This is a genomic window from Nostoc sp. JL34 (assembly GCF_017114945.1).
Lineage (GTDB): Bacteria > Cyanobacteriota > Cyanobacteriia > Cyanobacteriales > Nostocaceae > Nostoc.
In genome coordinates this window covers 39,043-54,888 of the sequence record NZ_JABXKQ010000148.1, presented here as the reverse complement: position 1 = coordinate 54,888, position 15,846 = coordinate 39,043, and the positions used below count along the sequence as shown (strand labels likewise).

Below are 15,846 nucleotides of genomic sequence, written 5' to 3'. Positions count from 1 at the left end.
CTTAACTTGACACCAATGGCAAGATGCCCACCCCACAAGATTGGATAATTTATTTATTGGAAGTCCCTAAGTCGCGAATCTAAATCCAGTTGAAGTAAGAAACAAGTGAGATTTGCATAGGTTTTAAGGAGCGGATTCACCTTTCGGTAGATTTAGACAGAATGAGCAAAACTGTATATTTGGATGGGGTAACACATAAGTTGCCACAAAACCTCATGCTAAATCAGTAATTTCAAGATCAACAGATGAAATTTTGATTGAATTCTAGTCAAATTGTTCCTTAAGTTCCTCAAAAGCCATGACATCCCCTGAGCCTCAAACTGATTTTGGAGACAAAGCTCCACAAAACTCATTTGAGCCACCTTCTGGAAAACGGCGGTGGCTTTGGTTATTTTTACCTGCACTACTATTGTTAGGGGGCGGAGCAGCTGTAGTTTGGCGTTTGCTCACTCCGCAAAATTCAGCACCTTCAACTGCTAATGCTCAACCTCAAGGGGTAAGAGTCAAAATATCGACAGTACAAAGCGGCATAATTGAGGAAAGTTCAGATTTTATTGCTAGTCTAAAATCCCAGCGCTCAGTCACGCTTCAGCCAAGGATTCAAGGCCAAGTTACCCAGATACTTGTCAAATCAGGAGATTCAGTCGCCGAAGGAGCAGCAATTCTCCAAGTAGATCGTACACCACAATCAGCGATCGCTCTTAAGAATACTGTGCCTCCAGCATTTTTAATGCAACTGGCAAATGCCCGCGCTACACTCAAATCTCTAGAAGCAGAACGGTCTTCTTACGTTGCAAATGTGCAATTGTACCAGCAGAACTACGAAAAGTTTGTCACCCTAGCTCAAGAAGGAGCCGTGTCTCGACAGACTAGCAATCAGTTTGCTAATCGTCTTGCTAATGCTAAAACTAGTCTAAATGCAATAGATTCCAGAATTCAAGCACAACGAGCCACCATCTTGCAGGCTGAAAAATCCTTGCAGCAATCTAATTTAAATACTCAAACACAACAGCCGCAGTCTGATAAAATTACCGCTCCCTTTAATGGCACAGTTGGCAACATCCCTGTGAAAGTCGGTGATTTAGTTAATACTTCTACACCATTAGTTAATATCACGCAAAATCGACCTTTAGAAGTGAATATCTCTGTACCACTACAGCAAGGGCCCCAATTGCGTAAGGGAATGCCAGTAGAGGTGATGAACACACAAGGTCAAAAACTTGGTAGAAGTAGGATATTTTTCATTGCACCTAATGCCAGTAATGAAACACAAACAATACTGATCAAAGCACTTTTTGACAACCGTAACGGTCAGTTGCGTGCAGATCAATTGGTAAGGACTAGAGTGTTTTGGAATCAGCGCCCCGGAGTTTTAATTCCCACAACAGCAATGACTCGTGTTGGTGGGGATACTTTTGTTTATGTAGTTGAAACAGAGACATCTCCTCAAGGTGTATCCCAACAAGTAGCTCGGCAAAGGCGAGTGAAGCTAGGCGAGATCAAAGGTAATAATTACCAAGTTATTGAAGGATTACAGCCAGAAGATAAAGTTATTATTTCAGGGTTGCTCAATCTTAGGGATGGTGTTGCGATCGTTCCAGAATCTTAATTAAGGAGAGTGGGGACTGGGGAGCAGAGGAGAGTTAGAACTGGATTCATCCCACCTCAGAACTGCACTCATCAACCTCAGAACTCCGTTCATCCACCTCAAAGACTCATTAACGGAGTTCAAAGACTCAAAGTCCCAATCCCCCATGCCTAATGCCCAACATGATAGCGATCGCTAAATTTAACCTTGATACAGTACTTTAACAGCAGATAATCACTTTGGTGAACCAAAATAAAACTAAATTAATCTATGGCATCAATAGCTGGAAAAGTTGCAATTATCACTGGTGCATCGCGGGGAATTGGACGAGCGATCGCACTCAAGTTAGCTGGTAACGGCGCATCTATTGTCGTCAACTATGCGGGGAATGCAGGTAAAGCACAAGAAGTTGTTGCAGAAATTGAAAAGTTGGGAGTAGAAGCGATCGCTATCCAAGCTGATATTAGCAAAGTACCCGACATCCAACGGTTATTTGAGCAAACACTTGAACGCTTTGGCAAAGTCGATATTTTGGTCAATAATGCCGGAATAGCCTTCTATAAACCAATTAATCAGGTGAGTGAAGAAGATTTTGACGCGATTTTTGCCATTAAGGTCAAAGGCACTTTTTTTGCTTGTCAACAAGCCGCGCAACACATGTCAGAAGGCGGACGGATTATCAACTTTTCCTCATCAACTACGGTGATGATGCTGCCAACTTATAGTGCCTATGTAGGAACTAAGGGTGCTGTTGAACAAATCACACGGGTACTAGCTAAAGAATTGGGTACAAAAGCGATCGCCGTTAATGTTATTTCTCCTGGCCCCACCGATACAGAATTATTTCGAGAAGGCAAAACACAAGAACAGATAGACCGTTTGGCCCAAATGGCTGCTTTTGGCAAACTGGGAGATGTGCAAGAAATCGCCGATGTAGTAGCATTTCTCGCTAGCGACGAAGCCAGGTGGATTACTGGGCAAAACATTCGTGTCAACGGTGGAATCGCGTGAGGAAAAACTCTGCTGATGAAAGCGATATTCCCCGTTTCAAAACCTCAGCCAGTAATGTGCAACGCCGTAATAGAAATTTAAGCCATGAATTCCAATATCAATCTTTTCACACCAGTTCAGCTAGTCATCAACCCAGTTACATCCTACTTTCGCCAAATATTCCAAGGTATTTTGATTACCAATAGTGGCTACGATCGCGCAACAGGAGATAGTATTCTTACCAGTGGCAATGCAGATTTAGTTTCTTTTGGCAAGTTATATCTTGCTAATCCTGACTTACCAAAACGCTTAGAACTTGACGCACATTTGAACGCTCCAGATCCAAAAACATTTTATTGACAGTCATCAATCATCAGGTAAATGTACAAATTAAATGCGTAACAACTTAGGTAATTCGTAATTCGTTTAGGAAGTCAGAGTCTTCTCAATGCGACGGTCAGGAATCAGCCAGATGATTGCGACTAAAACGTATAATGCACAGGCAAACCATGAGTTCACAAAGGCAAGTGGAATTGCCACAGCATAGACAACTACTGATACTGTTCCTTTGAAGTCTTCACCAACTGCGATCGCTAAAGTTGAATCCTTGCCGTGATGAAAAATCAGGGTGCGAGTAAGAATGAAGTAAGCGATCGCAGCCAACAACAATACCGTACCATAAAGGGCAACTGGCATCGCGGCAAAGTGATTCTCACCCATCCAGCCAGTGACAAAGGGAATTAGGGATAACCAAAACAGCAGATGCAGATTAGCCCAAAGTATACGCCCATTAACCTGTCGGACTGCTTGTAGTAGGTGATGATGATTGTTCCAGTAGATGCCGATATAAATAAAACTCAGCACATAGCTCAGAAATACTGGGATCAGCGGATGCAGCGCGGCTAAATCGAATCCATGCGGCACTTTGATTTCCAGCACCATAATGGTGATGATGATCGCAATCACCCCATCGCTGAATGCTTCTAATCTCCCTTTTCCCATATATGCATTCCTTTTCTATCTACTTGAGAGTTAAGTTGTGACATTCTGTACTTTATCGTACCAAGTAGTCGCCATTGATGAAAATTTTCTGCGCGGCGATGTCAAAGGCGGGCTACGCCAACGCCAAATATTTAATTCTCACTCGCCAATTTCCGCCGTAATTCCCGAATAGCAGTGCTAGTATTACGCTCGTAGGCAATTTTTAAACACTCTGTAACTACCTCTGACACATTAATGTTAGGGAAATAACGGCTACTGGTTTCAACAGTGTAGCGATCGCTTTGCAATCCGTAAATCACAAGCTGGTTCTTCCTGAACAACCAAACTTCTGGGACTCGATAAGGCAGGTAGTCATTCACATCAGTGTAGCTGGTAATATCTATCTCCACCACTAAATCGGGTGATGGATCAACACCCCAATTGATGCGATCTTTACCTGCGATTGCTTCCCAGTTTTCAATATAAAAACAGTAGTCTGGTTCTATACCACTTTTCTGTGGTAGTTCCATTGTGATTGGGGTAAATGCCTCGTATTCTCGTCCCAGATGATCGAGCAAAACTTTGACTACATCTGCAATTACACTTACTTTGCGCCCATGTTCTGGTAGTGGTGCCATCAAGAGAATTTCTCCATCTCGATATTTAATACGAGGCGAAGAGCGATCGCCTAGTTGTTCATTCAATGCTTGATAATCTTGCCAACTTCCAGGTAGGCGTATTACCGCACCTGGGGGCAAATGGATTGTATCGGGTGTGACAACAGCAAACATAGAACTGATACCTCCATCTCAACTTTAATGCTTTGGATAAACTGTAGCTATACTCGGAGGATAATAACTGTTAAGCGCTGCAACAAAAGTCTTATGGGAATCACAGGTAAGATTAAGCAGATTTCTGCATCAACACTTGAATTATTGAAAGAAGATCCACTTCTTGTTGAGGTATTTCGTGATGCTAGGCTGACAAGGCTCTCCTACTTTATCTTACTTAGTTTCTGTAATGGTTTAAATATCAATTGCTGCGGCTGAAAAATACAGCAGCTATAACAATTAAACCTAAAAGTGCTAGAGGAACCCAAAGATTAGGGAGATCGGACAAACTCATAAATGACTTCCAAATAAGTAGAGTGTGTTAGACGAAAGCTGTAATGCATCTTATATAGACAGTCGCTACTTTATAAATCAAATTTTAGGTAAGCTTTCTTTTAAGTTCTTCAGCCAAATTTTCTAGTAGCACTTCTACTTGCTCACCTGTTTTCAAATCTTTGAGCGAAGATTTTTGCGCTGCTGCTTCTTCAGAACCAATAATTACGCAAAATTTAATTCCTTGCTTGTCTGCTAATTGAAATTGTTTACCCAAAGGACGCTTATCAAAGTTAGTTATAACATTAATTCCCGCCTGACGCAGTTGTTGAGAAACTTTTAAATAAGTAGGCATTAAATCTTCTTGCATATTCACTACCATCACTTGGGCTGGTGTCGCAGCTAAACTACTAAGAATACCAGCTTTTAACAAGCGACTAATTAAGCGAGTTAAGCCAATAGAAATGCCTACTCCAGGCATCTTTTCGCCCAAAAATACCCCGACTAATTCTTCATATCTACCCCCAGAACAAATACTACCTAAAGCTTCATGTCCTAATAGAGTTGTTTCGTAAACTGTGCCGGTATAGTAATCAAGACCACGGGCAATGGATAAATCAATACAGAAACGGTTTTCGGCAACTCCGAGATTACGCACCCCAGCAATTACCGTTTCTAATTCGCTAACTCCTAAGCTCAATTGCTCGGTTTCTGGCAGATTTTGGGCAAGGTGCTTGAGCTTATCTAAGACTTCATCAACCAAACCGTCTATTTTGATAAATTCAATGATTTTCTGCGCCTGTTCTTCTAAAATTCCTTCTTTTTCTAAATCTTGTTTTACTTTACTTTCACCAATTTTTTCTAGAGTATCAACAATACCAATACACGATTTAATTTGATTTTCGGCAATTCCTACTGACTTAAAGAAACCAGTCAGAATTTTACGGTTATTGATGCGAATCAGAAAATCACCAATATTAATTGCTTCAAAGATTTCAGTGATAATTGCAGGCATCTGAGCATCATAGAGCAAGCTAAGTTCACGACGAGCGACTACATCAATATCGCACTGACGAAACTGACGAAAACGCCCATCTTTTGCCCGTTCTCCCCGAAAAACTACATCCGTTTGATAACGGGCAAAGGGAAAGGTTAATTCATTCAGGTGACGAGCAATATATGCCGCCAAAGGAACTGTTTGATCAAACTTTAAAGCTCTGGCTTCCGAACCAGTTTCACCCGATTTATCTCTCTCGGCTTGTCGATTTGGTGGCAAGATGGGATCAATTCCATAGATGATATTATCGCCTTGATTCCCTTTAGCTTGCAGCACTTCTAAACGTTCTACAGCAGGTGTTTCGATGGGCGTAAATCCATAGCTTTCAAAAACTCTACGGATGATATCTAGCAAATATAATTCTAGACGCTTTTCGCTAGGTAGAAATTCTGGGAAACCGCTAGGAGTAGAAAAGTTTATTTTGTCACCTTTGGCCATGCGTGTACCTTACTAAGTTGGGATTTGAGATGAAAGCCTAAGGACTGGAAGTCTTGGCTACACAAACAAAGTCCGCCTGCGCGGACTGGAAAATAATGAGTGATGATCTCTGAGGGGAGAAATTACTATCTTAGCCGTTCTTCTTGAATTAGGGTGCGTTGAAAGATTTGATTGTTTTTAAACCAATGCCAAGTGCGGGCACGATTGTTATTGTCAGGACTAATATAGATCATTTCATATAAACTCATTTCTGGGTTTGTCTTATAACTAAACCATAAAATAACAATCGAATCATCGGCTTCCCAGGCTTTTCCATCAATGCGATCAGTGTCAAACCAAAGTTTATTATCTTTATAGATTCCTGGAAATTCATATTCTTCTCGTTTCCCATCAGACCATTTGTAGCGATTAATTTGGTAGTAGGGATGAGGGCCATTTTCAGGAAATTGACAAGTTAAGTGAGATTCATACTTGTCAAGAATTTTTCCGGCTGTATCAATTACTGTATAAGTTCCTACCCAATCTCCTTCATGACGGGCAAGTACTGGCATTCCTTCTCTAATATTAGACATAGCAATTCACCTTTTATTGTTCTAAAATTTGGAAAAATCGAGTAAAGTAATCGGGAAAAGTTTTCGCTGAACAACCAGAGTCTTTTATTACAATGCCTGGAATATTTTAGCCAGTGATAGCAAATACCAGTCTTCACTAAATAAGGCATTTTCTCAAATCGAGTCACCTGGCGCTAAGACCGCGACGAGTAATGCCAGATTGGTAATACTTTTACAACCAGGAATCTCTACCGTGGCATCTACTGGGCGATTCAGAACAGGGATTCCAATGGTATCCACTTTAAACCTCTGTGCATGTAGTCAGCTACAACTTAATTATGTTCGCATATTATGAGTGGGGAAGGTTATCAAAGACGGCTTTAATCATCGCTGGCGTAAATTCTTGAGAAGATAAACTGGCAAAACCAGTCCCACGCGCTGCTATGACATCGCTGTGGCCGCCAAAAATTGAGAGGGTTTGCGCGGCTAGCGATCGCCTTATGGTCTACTCAGTTGAGCAAATTCATACCTAGCAACCTTTTTGGGCTTTCCTATCTGTCGAACTCACGCTAATTAGTGCCGAAATCCTGACTGAAAATTCTGCAATGCAAAAAGTCTGCGAAAAATTGGGTTTCTGTATTCATCCCACTGCTGACAGTTGTGAGAGCAGAAATTATAACTTGACGTGAAGCATAACGAATTCCGCTTTTCTTCCAAGCGATCGCGTTTCTCGTGGACGAAACTGTGGCAGAGGCGATCGCCTCTGGTAAAACAAATATTTTGAATAGAATGAGAATGCGATGCCTTCTCTACGAGACGCTTTGCGAATGGCGGCAAGCTACGCTATTGGTTATGGTGATCATGGTATTGGTCACTCCCCATTCTCAAACCACCAAGGGTCATTAGTAGCGTTAGTTTTGATCAAAATGGCTTTTTTTCGCATAAACCGTTTCAGCGCCGCTGCACCCATACGTGAACCTCCCATACCGGAGAATTTGAAGGCGTTTTTCTCTCCCTCATGCATGATGGCGGTGAGTGCTGCATCGTTGATACTGATAGCACCTGCATCTATCTGGTAGGCAACTTCTAAGGCTTCTGTTTCCGAGGCAAATACAGCAGCACTTAATCCATAGATTGAGTCATTGGCTAAAGATACTGCTTCCTCTACTGTGGAAAAAGGCATGACTGGCATAATGGGGCCGAAAGTCTCTTCGGTCATCACTTTCATGGAATGATTAACCTGAGTAAGCACTGTCGGACGACACCACCAACCCCCTCCTAAATCCTCTATTACACCGCCGCTGTGAATTACTGCTCCCTTTTCCACTGCATCTAGGAGATGATTGCTAATAATGGCTGCTTGTTTTTCGGCGATGATAGGGCCAATTTCTCCACTTTCGACTGTGGGATAGGCTAGTTGCAGGCGATGGGCTTTGGCTACTAGTTGATGATAAAACTTTTCAAATATGGAGTCTGCAACATAAATTCGCTCAATTGAGAGGCATGACTGTCCGGTGTTGACGACGGAGCCCCACAATATTGCTGAGGTTGCTAATTCTAAGTTGGCTGATTCTAAAACGATCGCAGGATCTTTTCCTCCTAATTCCAAAAAAGCTGGAATAAACTGTTTTGCAGCAGTCTGTGCAACTTTTCTCCCCGTCGCTACACTGCCTGTAAAGCAAACCAAATCTACATTTTCAATCAAAGTAGATCCGGTTGCGCCTGCTCCTTCCACAAAAGTTAATACATCGTGCAGTTTGGGAACGGCGTTCAGTGCTGTAACCAGTGGTGCTACAAAACGGGGAGTAATTTCACTGGGTTTGACAATGACAGCACAACCCGCCAACAATGCCGGAATGGTATCAATGGTAGATAGTAACAGCGGAAAATTCCACGGGCTAATTACCCCAACTAGGGGATAAGGAACGGATGTTTGTTGCAAGACAATAAAGGGAATAGCTGTATTTTTTGCAGATTCTTGCAACAATTCCGGTGCTAACCTACACCAGCGATCAATGCTGGAGAGGAAGGAGTCTATTTCTAATACCGAGGTTGACAATCTTCCGGTATCATTTACCAAAGCTTCTGTGAGGCGATCGCGTCCAGATAATATCGCTTCCTTCCACTGCTGTAAAGCTTCAATTCTCCCCTCTAAGCCCAACTGCTGCCAGCGAACTTGCGCCCTGCGTGTGCGCTTACATTGCTGTACCACCAGCTTTGGAGGCGGCGGGATAATTACGTAGTCAAATTTGCCAGTTCGAGGATTGCGGACTTCTATTGGTTTTGTCATTAGTCATTTGTCATTAGTCATTTGTTATTACTTCCAATGCCCCATTCCCAAATTCAAATTATCCCCAGGTTGCTTAAACGCTCAATGGTGGCTTGCTGTGTTTGCAGGAAGTGTTTGCGGTCTACTTCTCCTTCCAGCATAGTATTAGCGGGGTAAAAGTGTGATTGGCGGTAACTTTCGGCGTATAGTTCAAACCGTTGGCGGGCAAGTAAATTATTTAGCCCCGGTCGGCGGCGATCGCGGCGTAATGCTGCTAAATCAATCTCTGCAAATGCTGCCATGCTCTCACCCGCGCCTGTCTCTGCTAAAACGATTCCGCGATGGTCAATGATTTTAGAACCACCATCAGCCGAAGCAATGGGGATGGCAATATTAGCGATGCCTGCGGTATTGGCTGAAACTACATAAGCCAGATTTTCGACGGCGCGAGTGATTTTTGCCGCGTCTTTAGGGGTGAGATTTTTGTTGTATACTTCCGAGGTGGAATGGACAAAAATCTCTGCTCCTCGCATCGCCAGACACCGCGCCACTTCTGGATACAAAATTTCTTCTGATGCTAATGCAGCCAAATTACCGATCTCAGTTTTGGCAACCGGGAAAACTCCTTCCAAACCATAGCAATCGAGATATTTATCCCAAACATCATGGGGGGTGGGAGCAAATAAAGAATTTAGCCGCCGATACCGTAAAACTATTGAGCCAGAGGGGTCAAGAATGAAGCAGGTTTGAAAGTACAATCCGGGAAAGTTGGGATCAACTTCGTAGGCGTTACCAGCTAAAAAGATTTTATGCTTTTGGGCAATTTTACCAAGGGCCTCATACTCAGCACCAGCCATTTCTATACAAGCTTTTTCTGCCCATCCTCCGAGAGTATCTCCCATTGGGAAACCAGTAAGGAAATATTCTGGCAGTACAATTAAACGGCAATCGAAACCAATGAAAGCGATACTAGCAGCAATTTGTTGAGCTAGGCGGTTGATGGAGTTTTGCATGAGCGATCGCGCTTCGTGGTGTAGGCGTAGCCCGCCGGAGGCATCGCTTGTTTGGTTAACTGCATAACAGGTAACTTGCAGTGCTAAAGCGCGGAATGATTCTAGATTAGTGGGCATAGGGCATGGGACTAAGGACTAAGGACAAATGACTAATGACTAATGACTAATGACTAATTCGATCGCCACCCCAGAGCGATCGCACAAGTTTATCTGTCAATTCCGATCCAAACATCTGTGCGGCAAATTTATTACCTGGATCGCGTTCCGCACTGATTCGGCGCAGCGCCAAATCACGAGCAGCTAAAGCCTCCCGCGCATCTTCTGGCACAGGTTCAGCTGCATCTACCCAAGTTAGCCAGCGATCGAGTGTTTCGTGTGCAAGTGTGCGAGTTAGTTCGAGTGTTTCAAAAGTAGGTACGCCTGTGTAGCACAAACTAACAGGCGATTGAAATAGACGAATGTACACACTTTTGCTGGTAAACACCTTGAGCCGTGAATCTTCTTGTAACTTTAAGAATGTTTGATTAACTGGCTCATAATAGCGATCGAGATATGCCAAATCGGCTAAAAGCTCAGTCCGGGGAATGTAATCTATATAAAAGAAAATATTCGGAAGTGTGCCAAACTCAAACGCCAAATGAGGAACCTGAATGTGCGACTTCAACCAAGTGGTGAGACGCATAGTGCTAAAGTTTGATTTTTGGGCGTTTCCTAACCACGAATGCACTAACCAATCAATTTCTGCGCCGGAAAAAGCGGTGAGCGAACCCTTCATGTTGCCATCGAGACTGCTGTATTCCTGTAAATTTTCTACAGAAGGATCTGGGTGTAACTGAAAACGAGCCTCTAGTTTTTGGTGGAGTTCTTTTGTAATCTCCCACAACTGCTCAAATACAGCTTTATTATCTAAATCGGTTGGTTGCTGAGTCATGGTTTGAGTTTGCAGTTTTTCTATAAACTTCATATTTAGTTTGACACTTTCCGGTAGCTAATTCTTACCGATATCTAGCAACGCATTCATCGAATTTAGGAGTGTGAGAAATAGTCCATCAACCAAAGTGTGATTGATCTGTTACAGCAACATCTTTTTTCACAGCAGAATTGCAGCAATTTCTATCAGTCGATGATTGTTCATTTAGATGCTTTTGACTTTAGCACAAAGCTCAGTGATAATACTGTAATTTTATACAAATTTGTTTTTAGTGTACTTAATTATAAAAATAAAAATAATTTTGTTGATAAATATAGACAAATTATCAGAAAAACCAATACTAATAAGTTAGTTGTTTGATTATAAATATACAAAATATGGATTTTGATTTAGATAAAGCTTTTCAACTAGATATAGCTCAAATGAATTTAAAAAAAGCACATTCATTAGTATTTAGGTTACATGGTGAGCCGAAAATTCCTTTTGTGATTTGGCTGCTAGAGAATCCTAATAGCATAATGGCATTACCTGGAAAAATTAGTTTGCTCCATCATGATTATATTCACATACTTTTAGCTAGAGGAATTTCTTCTCAAGATGAAGCCTTTGTAATAGGATTCACAATGGGTAATGACTTAAAGACTAATCAACTACATTTATTCATCTATCACTTCTTTGCTAAATTTATATATCCAGTTCCTTATAAATTTTCAAGGTTAGACTTCATGAGTTTTAAGTTAGGATTTATTTATGGCAGAAAGATTAAGTTTAAACAAATAAATGAAATTAACTTTGAAATTTACCAAAATGAAACAATAGGATTTTTAAGAGATTTTTTCGGTATTAACACTGATGATTCTAAATTTGTTCAAGAGTATTAATCGTGACAATACCCAATTAAAATATATATAAATAGTATTAAAATGCACCTACCTTATAAACTGAGATTTGCTTCCTCTCAACTAATAACTGTAACAGTACTTCTTACTCTGCTGTTATTTATTCCTCAGATTTGGCTCAATTTACAAGCATATTATAACTTTAATAGTATTACTAAAAATGAATTTAAGCTCCAAATATTAAGTGATGAAATTACTTATTTTGATGAAGTACTAACTATGTCAGCCCGCATGAATGCTGCTACAGGAAACACTATTTGGGAACAACGGTATCGTCAATTTGAACCTAAACTTGATATTGCTATTCAAGAATCTATTAAACTAGCTCCTAAAGCATATACAAATGAGGATGCCAAGAAAATTGATGCCGCTAATCAGCGCCTGGTGACAATGGAATATCAATCTTTTGATTTAGTTAATAAAAATCAAAAAGAGACAGCACAACAAGTACTTTTCAGCCGCGAATATGAAACTCAGAAGCAAATTTATGCTGATGGAGTGATGAAAAGAAAGTATAATATCTCACTAGAATTACAGCAAAAGGTTGATGAATATTATCAAAGAATCTTATGGGCAATTTCGGAGTCTATTATAAGTTTAGCAATGCTGATTCCAGCATGGCTTTTAGTATTGCATTTATTGCAGCAATACTTAAAGGCTAAAAAAATTGCTCAAGCCGCTTTAGAAGAAACAAATTGTCAATTGGAAATGCAAGTTATGGAGAGAACGGCAAAATTAAACCATAAAAATATTCAGCTACAAAATACACTGCAAGAATTGCAACACACTCAAGTACAACTTATTCAAACTGAAAAAATGTCTTCATTAGGTCAGCTAGTTGCTGGTGTTGCTCATGAAATCAATAATCCAGTTAATTTTATTTATGGTAATTTGATGCATGTTAGAGAATATAGTCAGCAATTACTAACTTTAATTAAACTGTATCAGCAGCAATGTTCTAGTGACAAACCAGAAATAACTACTCTAATTGATGAGATAGATTTAGAGTTTCTTGTTGATGATATGCCGAAAATCTTATCATCAATGGCAGTTGGTACTGAACGCATTCGCGAAATTGTGCTGACTTTGCGTAACTTCTCACGCCTTGATGAAGCAGAAATGAAATTTGTTGATATTCATGAAGGAATTAATAGTACCCTATTAATTTTACAGTATCGTTTTAAAGAAAATCATAAACAGCAGGAAATTGCAATTATCAAAGATTATGGTAATTTGCCTGTTGTTGAATGTTATGCAGGAGGATTAAATCAGGTATTTATGAATATTCTCAGTAATGCTATTGATGCTTTACATCAAATGGAAGTAGAGTATTTTAAAGGAGATATTAATAGACAGCTTAGTTCTATTATTATCCATACTGAAGTTACAAATAAAGAGTGGATAACTATTAGTATTAAAGATAATGGTTTAGGAATAACTGAAGAAGCTCAAACTAGATTATTTGATCCTTTCTTTACTACTAAACCTATGGGAAAAGGTACTGGCTTAGGATTATCTATTAGTTACCAGATTATAGTGGAAAAACATAAAGGGAAAATTAAGTGTATTTCTGCACCTGGTAAAGGTACAGAGTTTGTGATTGAGATTCCTATCAAGCAGACACGTTCAAGAGTTCCCCATTGAGTGATATAAAAATATCGTTACAAAAATAACTCTAGACATCTAAGCTATTTCAATTATTACTAACAGAAAATCCTCGACGTGTAGGTTTAATATTAGCTAACTCCACCTGAAAACTTACCTTGTCGCTCATTTCCCCACTTCTCGCTTCCAAAGTCCACTTACCAGGACGTAAATTCCAAAATAAAGAATTAGCTGAGTTTATATCTAACTTTTCGCCATTTAACCACCACTCTACTGATGCAGATTTATTTCCCACTAGCTTAAATTCGAGTTTTTGCTTCGTTTCTTCACCAGGATAAAGTAAAAATAAATCGCCATGATGCGGAGATAAAATTCTCAAATTGGTAGAAGTAAAATTTGACTGCTGTTGTTTTGCCAACCATTCATCATACTCTGGCGGCAAATTGAATTGATTCTCACGTTCGTAATTACTTTTATCTTCAGGATAGAAATATTCTTGCACGACTGAGGTACAATCTGGTGTGGGTCGTAACCCAGAAATTGCACAAACAGGTAATTGCACTAAACCTTCTGGAGATGGAAAACCTGCTGGTTCTTGATGTTCGTGCAGATGTAACATAATTCGATTCCATAAAGGTGCTGCGCCTGTCACACCTGAAACCTGTCGCATCGGTTCACCGTTGAAATTGCCTACCCAAGTAGCGACAGTGTAATCTGTAGTGAAGCCAACTGTCCAAGTGTCACGAAAATTGGAAGAAGTGCCAGTTTTAACAGCAACAGGAAAGGGTAAATTTAACACCGAGTCTACACCAAATGCTGTTGCACGAGCATAGCTATCACTGAGTATATTGGTGATTAATTGCCATATTGTCGGATTTTGGATTTGAGATTTAGGATTTGGGATTGGGGAATTGGAAAATGTGTTTACTAAAGGGGTAGCATCTCCTTGTCGTGCTATGGTCAGGTAAGCCCGGGCTAATTCCCAGAGACTGACTTCGCCACTACCTAGAGTCAACCCCAAACCATAATGTTCTGGAGTTTGATTGAGGTGTTCAAATCCCAGTTGATGCAGTCGTTCTAAGAAAGTTTCCACGCCTACTTTTTCTAACACCCTGACTGCGGGTACATTTAAAGAATTTGCTAAAGCGATTCGCACTCGCACAGGGCCAAGAAACCTTTCGGTGTAATCTGTGGGGCTGTAAAGTTTCGCGCCGGGAATGGCATAATGGGCGGGTACATCTGCCAAAATGGTATTTGGGCGAATTAAACCTTTTTCTAAAGCTAGTTCATAGACAAAAGGCTTGAGGGTAGAACCTGGTTGACGTAGTGCTTGCACTCCATCATTGCGTCCCAGTTTGGCTTCATTAAAGTAATCAGGTGAACCGACATAAGCCAAAACTTCACCAGTGTGGTTATCAATCACTAACGCAGCAGCATCATGGACATTGTTAGAGGCGAGAGAAGAAATTACCTGCTGTACCTGTGCTTCCACAAACTGCTGCAAAGGGCGATTTATAGTCGTGCGGATGGGGGAATTTTGTTCTGTTTGCGTCTTATCAAACTGATTGGCTAACCAAAATAAAAAGTGTGGTGCGGCGATAATTCCCCCTTGGCGAGACTGAAACACAACCTTTTCGGTGTGTGTTCGGGTTGCGTTCGTCGCAGACGTTGGCGCAGCCATCGCTCCACTAATATACTTTTCCTGTACCATCCGATTAAGGACGTATTTTTGTCGCTGCTTCAGCCGTTCCCAATGTTGGTAAGGATTAAAATATGTGGGATTATTGGGAATAGCAGCCAACAAACTAGCTTGAGCAAGATTCAACTCACTAGCTGGGATGGAAAAATAAGTCCGGGCGGCTGCTTCCACACCATATATATTCCCGCCCATTGGTAGCCGATTGATATATGCAGAGAGAATTTCATCTTTGTTCATCCCTGCTGTTAACCGCCAAGATAGCCAAATCTCACTCAGTTTACCAGAGAAGCTGCGCGGCACTGGATCTAACATCCGCGCCAACTGCATAGTAATAGTAGAAGCGCCGGAAACAATTCGTTTGGCGTGGATGGCTTCTTTGCTGGCGCGGATAACAGCTTTCATATCCAACGCCCCATGATGGTAAAAGCTGCCATCTTCGGCGGCTAAAATGGCATGGATAAACTGGGGCGAAACCTGATTTAGGGGTACTACTGATGTATGCTCTTGGTCACGGGTGAGTAGTGTTCCTAATGGTAAACCATTGCGATCGCTAAATTGCATTGCCAAATGATTTTGGGCAATATCTGCGGCCCGAACGGGCGCAAAATAAGGGAGTAAGCGTATAATCAGGCAGATTAGCAGCACAGCTAGGATAATCTTACTAGTGTGCTTAAGTTTGAGTAGCGATCGTGAAATTAGTTTCATCAGGGAATCCCTGCCCA

The 15,846-nt window shown here is 41.0% G+C and carries 15 protein-coding genes; 6 read left to right on the top strand and 9 right to left on the bottom strand.

All coding sequences use genetic code 11. The features are described 5' to 3' along the window. Window positions 1–298: 298 nt before the first annotated feature. The 3 genes from HWQ44_RS27290 to HWQ44_RS27280 all read left to right on the top strand — a co-directional run bounded on the left by HWQ44_RS27290 (window position 299) and on the right by HWQ44_RS27280 (window position 2,938). On the top strand, window positions 299–1,609 hold the full coding sequence (locus HWQ44_RS27290) for an efflux RND transporter periplasmic adaptor subunit (RefSeq protein ID WP_292725115.1): 1,311 nt from the start codon (window positions 299–301) through the stop codon (window positions 1,607–1,609). Window positions 1,610–1,858: 249 nt separating this feature from the next. Next, entirely contained in the window at window positions 1,859–2,599 is a 741-nt protein-coding gene (locus tag HWQ44_RS27285) for an SDR family oxidoreductase (RefSeq protein ID WP_292725114.1), read from the top strand. A gap of 84 nt (window positions 2,600–2,683) precedes the next feature. After that, window positions 2,684–2,938 (top strand): hypothetical protein, encoded by a 255-nt coding sequence (locus HWQ44_RS27280; protein ID WP_292725113.1) that lies wholly within the window; start codon window positions 2,684–2,686, stop codon window positions 2,936–2,938. 66 nt (window positions 2,939–3,004) lie between these two features. On the opposite strand, the gene HWQ44_RS27275 is transcribed toward HWQ44_RS27280, so the two are convergent. After that, complete coding sequence (locus HWQ44_RS27275; protein WP_292725112.1) at window positions 3,005–3,580, bottom strand: TMEM175 family protein; 576 nt, start codon at window positions 3,578–3,580, stop codon at window positions 3,005–3,007. A gap of 37 nt (window positions 3,581–3,617) precedes the next feature. Between HWQ44_RS27275 and HWQ44_RS27270 the strand changes: the two genes are divergently transcribed. Then, window positions 3,618–3,752 carry a hypothetical protein gene (locus tag HWQ44_RS27270; RefSeq protein ID WP_292725111.1) on the top strand — a complete coding sequence of 45 codons (135 nt, stop codon included), beginning with the start codon at window positions 3,618–3,620 and terminating at the stop codon, window positions 3,750–3,752. Here HWQ44_RS27270 and HWQ44_RS27265 read toward each other — a convergent pair. The 7 genes from HWQ44_RS27265 to HWQ44_RS27235 form a co-directional block, all read right to left on the bottom strand. Continuing rightward, window positions 3,712–4,350: a Uma2 family endonuclease gene (locus HWQ44_RS27265; RefSeq protein ID WP_292725110.1), complete on the bottom strand. Its 639-nt coding sequence runs from the start codon at window positions 4,348–4,350 to the stop codon at window positions 3,712–3,714. The genes HWQ44_RS27270 and HWQ44_RS27265 overlap by 41 nt on opposite strands. Before the next feature lie 418 nt (window positions 4,351–4,768). Beyond that, entirely contained in the window at window positions 4,769–6,157 is a 1,389-nt protein-coding gene (gene hisS, locus HWQ44_RS27260; protein WP_292725109.1) for a histidine--tRNA ligase, read from the bottom strand. 125 nt (window positions 6,158–6,282) lie between these two features. Further along, complete coding sequence (locus HWQ44_RS27255; RefSeq protein ID WP_292725108.1) at window positions 6,283–6,729, bottom strand: DUF3598 family protein; 447 nt, start codon at window positions 6,727–6,729, stop codon at window positions 6,283–6,285. Window positions 6,730–6,882: 153 nt separating this feature from the next. Further along, window positions 6,883–7,008 carry a hypothetical protein gene (locus HWQ44_RS27250; RefSeq protein ID WP_292725107.1) on the bottom strand — a complete coding sequence of 42 codons (126 nt, stop codon included), beginning with the start codon at window positions 7,006–7,008 and terminating at the stop codon, window positions 6,883–6,885. 571 nt (window positions 7,009–7,579) lie between these two features. Further along, window positions 7,580–8,998, bottom strand: a complete 1,419-nt coding sequence (locus HWQ44_RS27245; RefSeq protein ID WP_292725105.1) for an aldehyde dehydrogenase family protein — start codon at window positions 8,996–8,998, stop codon at window positions 7,580–7,582. 53 nt (window positions 8,999–9,051) lie between these two features. After that, window positions 9,052–10,107: a nitrilase-related carbon-nitrogen hydrolase gene (locus tag HWQ44_RS27240; RefSeq protein ID WP_292725104.1), complete on the bottom strand. Its 1,056-nt coding sequence runs from the start codon at window positions 10,105–10,107 to the stop codon at window positions 9,052–9,054. A gap of 46 nt (window positions 10,108–10,153) precedes the next feature. After that, window positions 10,154–10,921 (bottom strand): red chlorophyll catabolite reductase, encoded by a 768-nt coding sequence (locus tag HWQ44_RS27235; RefSeq protein WP_292725116.1) that lies wholly within the window; start codon window positions 10,919–10,921, stop codon window positions 10,154–10,156. A 377-nt stretch (window positions 10,922–11,298) separates the two neighbouring features. Here HWQ44_RS27235 and HWQ44_RS27230 point away from each other — a divergent pair, with 377 nt between their 5' ends. Both HWQ44_RS27230 and HWQ44_RS27225 read left to right on the top strand, forming a co-directional pair. Next, window positions 11,299–11,802, top strand: a complete 504-nt coding sequence (locus HWQ44_RS27230) for a hypothetical protein (protein WP_292725102.1) — start codon at window positions 11,299–11,301, stop codon at window positions 11,800–11,802. A gap of 42 nt (window positions 11,803–11,844) precedes the next feature. Next, complete coding sequence (locus tag HWQ44_RS27225; RefSeq protein ID WP_292725100.1) at window positions 11,845–13,464, top strand: ATP-binding protein; 1,620 nt, start codon at window positions 11,845–11,847, stop codon at window positions 13,462–13,464. A gap of 49 nt (window positions 13,465–13,513) precedes the next feature. Here HWQ44_RS27225 and pbpC read toward each other — a convergent pair whose 3' ends face one another. After that, window positions 13,514–15,829, bottom strand: coding sequence for a penicillin-binding protein 1C (gene pbpC / locus HWQ44_RS27220; protein ID WP_292725098.1), 2,316 nt, complete (start codon window positions 15,827–15,829; stop codon window positions 13,514–13,516). Window positions 15,830–15,846: the final 17 nt, after the last annotated feature.

Excerpts from the sequence above, each read along its gene's own strand:
- HWQ44_RS27235 (WP_292725116.1), bottom strand. The coding sequence starts at position 10,921 with ATGACTCAGCAACCAACCGATTTAGATAATAAAGCTGTATTTGAGCAG.
- HWQ44_RS27240 (WP_292725104.1), bottom strand. The coding sequence starts at position 10,107 with ATGCCCACTAATCTAGAATCATTCCGCGCTTTAGCACTGCAAGTTACC.
- HWQ44_RS27290 (WP_292725115.1), top strand. The coding sequence starts at position 299 with ATGACATCCCCTGAGCCTCAAACTGATTTTGGAGACAAAGCTCCACAA.
- HWQ44_RS27285 (WP_292725114.1), top strand. The coding sequence starts at position 1,859 with ATGGCATCAATAGCTGGAAAAGTTGCAATTATCACTGGTGCATCGCGG.
- HWQ44_RS27225 (WP_292725100.1), top strand. The coding sequence starts at position 11,845 with ATGCACCTACCTTATAAACTGAGATTTGCTTCCTCTCAACTAATAACT.
- pbpC (WP_292725098.1), bottom strand. The coding sequence starts at position 15,829 with ATGAAACTAATTTCACGATCGCTACTCAAACTTAAGCACACTAGTAAG.
- HWQ44_RS27230 (WP_292725102.1), top strand. The coding sequence starts at position 11,299 with ATGGATTTTGATTTAGATAAAGCTTTTCAACTAGATATAGCTCAAATG.
- HWQ44_RS27245 (WP_292725105.1), bottom strand. The coding sequence starts at position 8,998 with ATGACAAAACCAATAGAAGTCCGCAATCCTCGAACTGGCAAATTTGAC.
- HWQ44_RS27275 (WP_292725112.1), bottom strand. The coding sequence starts at position 3,580 with ATGGGAAAAGGGAGATTAGAAGCATTCAGCGATGGGGTGATTGCGATC.
- HWQ44_RS27265 (WP_292725110.1), bottom strand. The coding sequence starts at position 4,350 with ATGTTTGCTGTTGTCACACCCGATACAATCCATTTGCCCCCAGGTGCG.
- HWQ44_RS27255 (WP_292725108.1), bottom strand. The coding sequence starts at position 6,729 with ATGTCTAATATTAGAGAAGGAATGCCAGTACTTGCCCGTCATGAAGGA.
- hisS (WP_292725109.1), bottom strand. The coding sequence starts at position 6,157 with ATGGCCAAAGGTGACAAAATAAACTTTTCTACTCCTAGCGGTTTCCCA.
- HWQ44_RS27280 (WP_292725113.1), top strand. The coding sequence starts at position 2,684 with ATGAATTCCAATATCAATCTTTTCACACCAGTTCAGCTAGTCATCAAC.